General features: G+C 59.6%; 11 protein-coding genes (1 of these 11 cut by a window edge). 8 read left to right on the top strand and 3 right to left on the bottom strand.

The features are described from left to right. A protein-coding gene (locus JK199_RS12910) for an MBL fold metallo-hydrolase (RefSeq protein WP_025825045.1) crosses the window boundary here: on the bottom strand, positions 1–282 show its start. Its footprint begins 393 nt before the window's first position; the window shows 282 of its 675 coding nt (coding positions 1–282); its start codon is at positions 280–282; its stop codon lies off the left edge, out of view. A 157-nt stretch (positions 283–439) separates the two neighbouring features. Further along, the gene (locus JK199_RS12905; RefSeq protein WP_212376649.1) at positions 440–853 is read right to left on the bottom strand and encodes a host attachment protein; all 414 of its coding nucleotides are present in this window, start codon (positions 851–853) and stop codon (positions 440–442) included. 161 nt (positions 854–1,014) lie between these two features. Between JK199_RS12905 and JK199_RS12900 the strand changes: the two genes are divergently transcribed. The 7 genes from JK199_RS12900 (at position 1,015) to JK199_RS12870 (ending at position 6,654) form a co-directional block, all read left to right on the top strand. Continuing rightward, on the top strand, positions 1,015–2,121 hold the full coding sequence (locus JK199_RS12900) for an XdhC family protein (protein WP_212376646.1): 1,107 nt from the start codon (positions 1,015–1,017) through the stop codon (positions 2,119–2,121). Next, the gene (locus tag JK199_RS12895; RefSeq protein WP_212376643.1) at positions 2,115–2,783 is read left to right on the top strand and encodes a nucleotidyltransferase family protein; all 669 of its coding nucleotides are present in this window, start codon (positions 2,115–2,117) and stop codon (positions 2,781–2,783) included. The genes JK199_RS12900 and JK199_RS12895 overlap by 7 nt, the downstream gene beginning before the upstream one ends. Positions 2,784–2,838: 55 nt before the next feature. After that, entirely contained in the window at positions 2,839–3,189 is a 351-nt protein-coding gene (locus tag JK199_RS12890; protein ID WP_025825040.1) for a RidA family protein, read from the top strand. A gap of 302 nt (positions 3,190–3,491) precedes the next feature. After that, positions 3,492–4,277, top strand: a complete 786-nt coding sequence (locus tag JK199_RS12885) for a CHAP domain-containing protein (RefSeq protein ID WP_025825039.1) — start codon at positions 3,492–3,494, stop codon at positions 4,275–4,277. A 135-nt stretch (positions 4,278–4,412) separates the two neighbouring features. Further along, positions 4,413–4,877 carry a nuclear transport factor 2 family protein gene (locus JK199_RS12880; RefSeq protein ID WP_212376640.1) on the top strand — a complete coding sequence of 155 codons (465 nt, stop codon included), beginning with the start codon at positions 4,413–4,415 and terminating at the stop codon, positions 4,875–4,877. A gap of 5 nt (positions 4,878–4,882) precedes the next feature. Continuing rightward, complete coding sequence (locus JK199_RS12875) at positions 4,883–5,473, top strand: TetR/AcrR family transcriptional regulator (protein ID WP_212376637.1); 591 nt, start codon at positions 4,883–4,885, stop codon at positions 5,471–5,473. Positions 5,474–5,523: 50 nt separating this feature from the next. Next, positions 5,524–6,654, top strand: coding sequence for a metallophosphoesterase (locus JK199_RS12870; protein ID WP_244985139.1), 1,131 nt, complete (start codon positions 5,524–5,526; stop codon positions 6,652–6,654). A gap of 97 nt (positions 6,655–6,751) precedes the next feature. Here JK199_RS12870 and JK199_RS12865 read toward each other — a convergent pair whose 3' ends face one another. Beyond that, positions 6,752–7,045 (bottom strand): hypothetical protein, encoded by a 294-nt coding sequence (locus tag JK199_RS12865; RefSeq protein ID WP_212376634.1) that lies wholly within the window; start codon positions 7,043–7,045, stop codon positions 6,752–6,754. Positions 7,046–7,236: 191 nt separating this feature from the next. Here JK199_RS12865 and JK199_RS12860 point away from each other — a divergent pair, with 191 nt between their 5' ends. Then, entirely contained in the window at positions 7,237–8,187 is a 951-nt protein-coding gene (locus tag JK199_RS12860) for an alpha/beta hydrolase (RefSeq protein ID WP_212376631.1), read from the top strand. Positions 8,188–8,213 lie beyond the last annotated feature (26 nt).

Below are 8,213 nucleotides of genomic sequence, written 5' to 3'. Positions count from 1 at the left end.
TTTATCCGGCCCGATGACTTCCGGCGCGCTGCCTTGTTCTGCCGCCAGAGCGCGGCACAGGGGTGCGACTCCTCCAGCGTGATCCAGATGACCATGCGTAAGGAGAATCGCATCGACCGTCAGGCCACGCTGGCGGATGACCTCCATCAGAAAATCCGCATCCCCTCCGGGGTCCACCACCAGAGCGTGCCGGGTGTGTTCATCCCACAGGAGAGAACAGTTCTGGCGAAACGGGGTGACAGGCAGAACCTGCAATTGCATGTCGGGATATACTAAATGCAAGACGTCAGAGTCCTTCCTGTAACACTGCAAGACAACGGAGACGGGCATCGGGTGAAGGACTGCCCCCTCCCTTTTACCTTAAAGGGTTTTCCATAAAAAAACTGCCACATGCAGAGCACGGGCAGTTTTTTCAGATCTGATTCCTGAACTCAGAAGATCAGGACGGCAGAACCCAGCCCGTTGCCGGGATATCGAAATGCTTGCGCAGATCATGTGCCGGAATGTTGGTCAAATCCTTATCAAAGGTCTTGATCAGCTTGGCGGCGGCAGGCTTGCTCAGATGTTCGCAGATTTCATGCAGCACGGGAGCTGGAGCGGCCAGTACGAAACCGTCAATCGTCTTGCCGCTGTTGACCAGCGCATTCAGACGGTCAGCCACAACGCGGGCAAAGCCATCTTTGGCAGCATCTTTCGGCGTGGCGCCTGAGGGCAGTTTGCCCGGAGTCGCTTCGTGCGTTTCGCTGTCAAAATCCTGCACGTCGTGCATTTTGCCCTGACCATCATGCAGGAAGCGGACTTTCCCGCCATCAGCCACAACGTAAATGACGCGGCCGTCTTGTGATTCAATCATAAAATACTCCTCAGTCTCTCAATAGCACTCATGTTGTGACATGGGCGTCCCTTCTCTGGGTATCAAGCCCCCCTCAGCGCGGAAACCTTCCACAAAGACAGGCCTGACCCCACGTTCCTTCCGTGGGCACTACAGGCAAGGACTGGTATAGGCTGGAGGTTATGACTGTCTCCTCCCCCGGCCCGCTTTCAGGCCCTCAGCCACTGACCCCGCTGGACCATGCTCTTTTATGGGTGCGGGAAGGCCATGCCGTGGCTCTTGCGACGGTGGTGGGAACATGGGGCAGTTCCCCGCGCCCGGCTGGGAGCCTGATGGCCATCAGCAGCACGGGGCGGGTGGAAGGCTCCGTCAGCGGTGGCTGTGTGGAAACAGATGTGATTACGGCAGCGCAGGCTATTATGGACGGAGCGGCCCCTGAGGTTCTGTCTTATGGTGTCAGCAGTGACCGCGCGTGGGAGGTCGGGCTGGCCTGCGGTGGCAAGCTGGATGTGCTGGTAGAAGCGGCGCGGTCCCCGGCCTGCCCCTCCGGCACCCTGCCAGAGGATGTTCTGGCTGATGCCTGTGCGTATCAGAACGCCAGACGGCCTGCCGTGCTGGCCCGCACGCTGGACGGTATAAAACATCTTTTAATCTCTGATCCGGATAGCGACTCCGTGCCGTCAGGCCTTCCGCCCGAACTGGCACAGGCTGTGCGAACAGCCGTGGCCTCCGGTCGCTGCGCGAATGAAACCGACGCACAGGGGCATCACTGGTTTTTGCAGCCGCTCACCCCGCCGCCGCGCCTGCTGATTGTGGGGGCTGTGCATATTGCCCAGCACCTCGCTCTTCTGGCCCGCATGACGGGCTTTTCTCCGGTCGTGATAGACCCGCGCTCAGCACTGGCCACACCGGAACGCTTCCCCGGCTTTATTCCCGGCACAACATTACTGACAGACTGGCCGGATGACGCACTGGACCAACTGGGCGTGGATTCCATGACCGCCATTGTCACCCTGACGCATGACGCCAAGCTGGATGATCCTACGCTGGAAGCAGCGCTCAAAAGTCCTGCTTTTTATATTGGCGCGCTCGGCTCCCGTAAAACGCAGGCCAGCCGGATGGAACGCCTGCGGGAAATTGGCTTTTCCGAGCAGGAGATCAGCCGCATCCATGGCCCCGTCGGGCTGGCGATCGGGGCGATTGGTGCGGAAGAAATCGCCGTGTCCATTCTTGCGCAGATTGTGGCCGTGCGGCGCAAGGCGGCGCTGGCGGAGCATCCGGGGTGGTAGAACCCTGCGCCGGGGCGCCGATTGCCATTATTCTGGCGGCAGGACGCTCCTCCCGCACGGCACCGGCTCATAAACTACTGGCCACCGATGCTCAGGGCGTGCCCATGCTGGTGCGCACAACGGCCACCGTTCTGGCCAGCACCGTCAGTAAGGTGGTGGTGATCCTGCCCCCTGACCGGCCTGACCTGTCTTCTCTTATCCGCACGGCTTTCCCGACCACGCCGCGGCTGGAGTTCCGGATTGCGCAGGATGCGGCGGACGGACTTTCCGCCTCACTGCGAGTCGGCATTGCGGCCGCACAGGCAGCGCAGGCCTCCGCCCTGCTTGTCTGTCTGGGCGACATGCCGCTGGTTTCCGTCACGTTGCTGAACGCCTTGTTGCGCGACCACGCCCTGTTTAACGCCCCCGCGACGGCGCCAGACCGGGGAGATGGCAAGCCCGGCAACCCGGTTGTATGGAATGAATCACGCTTTTCTGCCCTTGCCGCCGTGCAGGGAGATCAGGGCGGACGGGCAATTCTGCGCGCACTGGGGCCCGCCGTGCATCGGATTCTGGCCTCTGCGAACGAACTGGTGGATTTTGACACGCCGGAACGGCTGGCCGCCTATGCACGTTCTGCACCCACCCAGGTTGACCACATGGGCGCACGCCCTGAAAACTGAAGGCCTGCCGGCACGGAGCCGGCCAGCCTCTATGCTGAAAACCTGAGAGAGTCTTATGAGCAAAATTCTGCGCACCAACCCCAACCCGATTCTGTCTGCTGCGGTTGAGTATCACGGCTTTATTTTCACACAGGGCGTTGTGGCCCGTAATCTGGACGCTGATGCGGAAGGCCAGACCCGTGACATTCTGGAACAGCTCGACACCCTGCTGGAGCAGCACGGCACGGACAATACCCGCCTGCTTCAGGCCCAGATCTGGCTGAAGGACATCAAGGACCGTGACGCCCTGAACAAGATCTGGAGCGCATGGCTGCCGGAAAACGCTGCCCCGGCCCGCGCCTGCGTTCAGGCTGTCATGGCCGACCCGCGCATTCTGGTCGAAATCATGGTTGTGACGACGAAATAATCCGTCCTTTTCCGGCTCCGTGTGTGTCGGCTTTGCGTGACATCTATGCCACAGCAAGGTCGAATCCACGGAGCCGGAACAGAAGAGCAACCTTTTACCCCTCTGGCCGGGAGGCCGGTAATTCAGGCAATGTCGTGGCAGGGTATAGGAATATATTCCTATTTTTCTGTTTTTGGGGTGGATGATTCAGCAAACCCACCTCCATGCGAATTTGCCCCGCAATGAGCGCTTGCCTGACTTGCGCAGATGTTTATACCTGTTTCTACATTGACTGAACCGTGATGCAGAGAAGGCACGCTGACATGCGACAGAGACGGCCCGGAAAATTCAAGCTCGCGATGGCCGTTGTTTCTCTTCTGTCGTTATCTGCCTTCACACAGTCTGCCTCTGCCAAGGCCCGCCATACAGTAAGCCACGGGCACCGGAATGGTTCCGTCCATAAAATCACCTTTTCCACCGCGTCCTACCATGCCTCAGGGCGTTATGCCGGTGGCCGCTGGCACCCGGCATCAGGCCGCCGCTTTTCAGTCCGCCGCAGCTATGGCGGTGGTCACGTCATTCAGTGTGTTGCCTATGCTAAAACCGCTTCTGATGTGATGCTGCACGGCAATGCACGGGACTGGTGGCACAACGCCGCTGGCGTGTATGACCGCGGAAACGCACCGGAAGCTGGCAGCGTTCTGAACTTCCGCAGCATCCGCCGCATGCCGCTGGGCCATGTGGCTGTAGTGCGCAGTGTGGTGAACAGCCGCACGATTATTATTGATCAGTCTCACTGGGCGCAGGCTGGCATCAGCCACAATGTTCCGGTGATTGACGTCTCCCCCAACAATGACTGGTCCGCTGTGCGCGTTGCCCTGAACAACCGCTCTGGCACTTACGGCTCCATTTACCCGACCTACGGCTTTATCTACCCGCGCAGCGCTGGCAGCCATGGCAGCAGCAGCCGCAACGAAGTCATGACGGCCTGGGCGAAAAAGACCCAGATGCAGGGCGGGGAAACCCAGCTGGCACAGGCCCCGGAAAACGCGCACCCCATTACCAGTGGCGCACAGGACAACACCATTACGTTTGATGGTCAGCAGTAAGATCCGTCTTACAAACCCCTTCCTTAAAACCGCCCCGGTTTACCGGCGGCGGTTTTTTTGTGCCTGCGGTTTCTCTTGCACCAGAGCATCTTGTACTGATAGGTAAACTATAAACCAATCGGTACAGAGGCCCACATGATAAAACCTCCCTTGCCCCCTTTTACGGAAGAGACCGCCCCGCAAAAAGTCCGCGCAGCGGAAGATGCGTGGAACAGCCGGGACCCGGCCCATGTTGCGCAGGCCTATACGCCGGACTGTTTCTGGCGCAACCGGACTGAGTTTATTGAAGGGCGAGACGAAATTCTCGCGTTCCTGACCCGCAAATGGCAACAGGAACAGGACTATCGTCTGGTTAAGGAACTCTGGGGCTTCCGGCTAAACCGTATGGCGGTGCGCTTTGCGTATGAATGGCATGACAGCACAGGCCAGTGGTTCCGGTCCTACGGCAATGAATTATGGGAATTTGAAGAAAACGGGCTGATGCGCAGGCGGATTGCGTCCATCAATGATCTGCCGATCCTTCAGGCCGACCGTAAACTGCTCTGGACCGGCCCCCGCCGCCCGGATGACTTCCCTTCCCTCAGCGCGCTGGGCCTTTAGACACCGTGGCCCGCACTGTGGCAGAAAAAGCCGATAGTCTCCCCCTGCTGGCCGAAGTCTTCCGGGAGCATGGCTATGAGGGGGCAAGCCTAAGCCTGATTTCTCAGGCAACAGGCCTCGGGAAAGGCAGCCTGTATCACTTTTTCCCCGGCGGGAAAGAGGAGATGATGGCCTCGGTTCTGGCCAGTATTGACCACTGGTTTGAAGAGAAAATCTTTCACCCGCTGCAAAGCTCCGCCTCTCCGGCAACGGCTATTGAGGCCATGTTTGAAAATGTGCGGATCTATTTTGCCTCCGGCCAGCGGGTGTGTCTGGTCGGTCTGCTGGGGCTGAGTGACAGCCGGGACCGCTTCAGCACCGCCATCCGGACATATTTTGCCCGCTGGGTAGAGACGCTTACAGTGGCATTGCGGCCCGGCTGCCAGACCGATCAGGCCGCTCAGGAACAGGCTGAGCAGATTGTAGCCGGGATTCAGGGGGCCATTGTGCTGGCACGTGCCCTTGGCAGCCCTGATGTTTTTGACCGGGTTGTGGATGAGATGAAAAGCAGACAGCACGCCAAAAGCAGGGAATACTCACTTGCCACCCTCCGCTGAAGGCTTTTCAGCCGACCCCGCTGCCGCACCCGTTAAGGAAACCCATCCCTTTGCTGCTGACTGCTTCTCTGCCGTGCCTGATCGTGATCCTGAACTGGCTCTGGCCGCTGACCCTGCCTCTGGCGTTAAAAATCCCTCTGGCAGCCCTTATGCTGGCAGCCTCCCAGTATCTCTTCTGGTGTAAGCTGTCCTCCGGCTCCGTTTTTGTGCCGGAGTTTCCCCGCCCCCTCATTATCCTGTTTAACTGGGCTTTTGGGGCCATTCTGTTTTTAGCGCTTTTTCAGATCGCGCTGGATGTGGGCGAACTGGCAGAGACCGTTATACGCGGGCATTTTGTGTTCATTCCCGATTCCTACCGTATCACCGCAGCTCTTGCGGCAGGGGTGGTGGCAGCTATTGCGGTCGCAGGGGCCATCCGCGTTCCCCCCGTGCGGGATGTGACGGTGACCATTCCCGGCCTGCCCCCTGCTTTTGAAGGGTATCGCCTGCTTCAACTCAGTGATCTGCATATCAGCCGTTTATTCTCCACGCGATGGACACAGGCTGTTGTCACCCGCGCCAATGCCGCCGGAGCCGATCTGATTGTTGTGACCGGGGATTTTATTGACGGCTCAGTTGCCATGCGCAGGACTGATATTGCGCCGCTGAAAAATCTGCATGCGCCAGATGGTGTCTTTGCGATTCCCGGCAACCACGAATATTTTTTCGATTATAACGACTGGATTAATCACCTCTCCGGTCTCGGCATGACCATGCTGCTCAACGCCCATACCGTGCTCACCCGCAACGGAGCCTCTCTGGTGCTGGCCGGTGTGACGGACCTCTCCGCACCGGCGCATGGACAGACCGGGCCGGATCTGGACGCAGCCCTTGCCGGTCGTCCTGCCCATGCTCCCGTGGTGCTGATGGACCACCAGCCCCGCATGGCACAGAACGCCGCCGGGCAGGGAGTGGCCCTGCAACTCTCCGGCCATACGCATGGGGGCATGTTGCCGGGTCTCGCCCGGCTGGTTGCGCGAGGCAATAACGGCTTTGTTTCCGGCCGTTATGATGTAGGCGGCATGACGCTGTATGTCAGCAACGGCACAGGCCTGTGGCCCGGCTTTGCCCTCCGCATTGCCTGCCCTCCGGAAATCACCCGGTTCTCCCTGCGGGCCGGGCCAGTACGAAACGCGGAATAGAGAGCACAAAATGTCTCTTAAGAAACCCGCGCCGTCACCACGGGTGAGGACATCCTAACTAAGGCTGAGGGGGCTGAGGGCTGAGGGCTGAGGCTTCTTAATCCTTCTCACCCCATCTCCAGCGCCAGCCGCCTGGGGTTCTGGTTTTGCAGATCCAGAGGAAAAGCCCGACGGCCACAATGTTGATGCCATTGACCACCAGCAAGGCGACAAGCGGCCTTTCAGGGCGCAGGGCCACCATGCCCAGAGTCGAGCCAAGTGTTACAAACAGGAATGTGCCGACCGTCACCCAGCCCTGCCAGCTTACGGGCCGCCCCGCGCCGTAGCCATAGCGCCGCGCGGCAAACCATGTGGCAGGTGTGCGGGAAGCCTCGGGGGTGCGCTCTGCCATGACCGTTTTCCTTATCCGGCACATCGTTTTACCGGCTCTGAAAATACCAGATCAGCAGCACAAACGCAGACACAGAGTTGTGACCCGACTCTCAGCTTGGGCTGCTTATACTCTTACGGCTATCTGTGCTCGCATACACAGAGATTGATACTGTTATTGATATTTTCAATAAAAAGACAAAGAGAGGCCGCATGACAACCCTCCCGCTGGTGGATGCCGGACAACGCGATCTGGTTGGTTCTTTCCCCGCGTTTGACCCGGACCAGGATGACCTGAAGGATTTCCGGCGCACGCTGGTGGAAGGCACGACCAGTCTGCTTAATTCGGCTTCAGTCTCTTACGAGGAACAGACCATTATTGGCCCGAAGGACGCGCCGCAGGTGCGTGTGCTGCTGTTCCGCCCCACGGAGACGCAGCCCCAGACCACACCCGCCATTCTCTACATCCACGGCGGCGGGATGATTGCGGGCACGCCGGACATGCAGGCCGGAACCCTCCACCGGCTGGCGCAGGAAACGGGGGCCCTTATTGTATCGGTGGATTATCGTCTGGCCCCGGAAACCCCCTTCCCCGGCGGGCTGGAAGATGCTTATGCGGCCCTTGTCTGGCTGCACACCCATGCCGGGGAACTCGGCGTGGAAGCCAGCCGGATTATTGTCATGGGGGATAGTGGCGGGGGCTGCCTTGCTGCCGCAACAGCCCTTCTGGCACGGGACCGCAAGCAGGTGCCACTCTGCGGGCAGTTCCTGATTTATCCCATGCTGGACCTGCGCACGGGCGGCCCGGACGCGGTCTCTGATGATCCGACAACAGGAGAATTTGTCTGGACCCGGGCGCAGAACCGGCACGCATGGGCAGCCGTGCGCGGCACACTGGGGGAAGATGATCCCCGGTTTGGTTATTTATCCCCTGCTTTTATGAAAGATCTGTCTGGCCTGCCGCCCACCATCATCACCACCGGCTCACTGGATCTGTTCCGGGATGAGGATGTGACGTTTGCGCACCGCCTCTGGCAAGCCGCCGTGCCAACGGACCTGATTGTCTATGCCAGCGCTGTGCATGGTTTTGACCTGCTGGCGTCCCCACTGGCCGAGAGAGCGCATCGGGATGTTGTAGAAGGTGTGCGCCGTCTGCTGGCCTGAGGCGAGAGTTATCTCCCCTCACACGA

The organism is Acetobacter persici, from assembly GCF_018256955.1.
Lineage (GTDB): Bacteria > Pseudomonadota > Alphaproteobacteria > Acetobacterales > Acetobacteraceae > Acetobacter > Acetobacter persici.
This window is presented reverse-complemented; position numbering and strand designations above follow the sequence as displayed.

Coding starts and splice junctions, on each gene's coding strand:
- JK199_RS12905 (WP_212376649.1), bottom strand. CDS start 853: ATGATTGAATCACAAGACGGCCGCGTCATTTACGTTGTGGCTGATGGC.
- JK199_RS12890 (WP_025825040.1), top strand. CDS start 2,839: ATGAGCAAAATTCTGCGCACCAACCCCAACCCGATTCTGTCTGCTGCG.
- JK199_RS12885 (WP_025825039.1), top strand. CDS start 3,492: ATGCGACAGAGACGGCCCGGAAAATTCAAGCTCGCGATGGCCGTTGTT.
- JK199_RS12865 (WP_212376634.1), bottom strand. CDS start 7,045: ATGGCAGAGCGCACCCCCGAGGCTTCCCGCACACCTGCCACATGGTTT.
- JK199_RS12880 (WP_212376640.1), top strand. CDS start 4,413: ATGATAAAACCTCCCTTGCCCCCTTTTACGGAAGAGACCGCCCCGCAA.
- JK199_RS12900 (WP_212376646.1), top strand. CDS start 1,015: ATGACTGTCTCCTCCCCCGGCCCGCTTTCAGGCCCTCAGCCACTGACC.
- JK199_RS12860 (WP_212376631.1), top strand. CDS start 7,237: ATGACAACCCTCCCGCTGGTGGATGCCGGACAACGCGATCTGGTTGGT.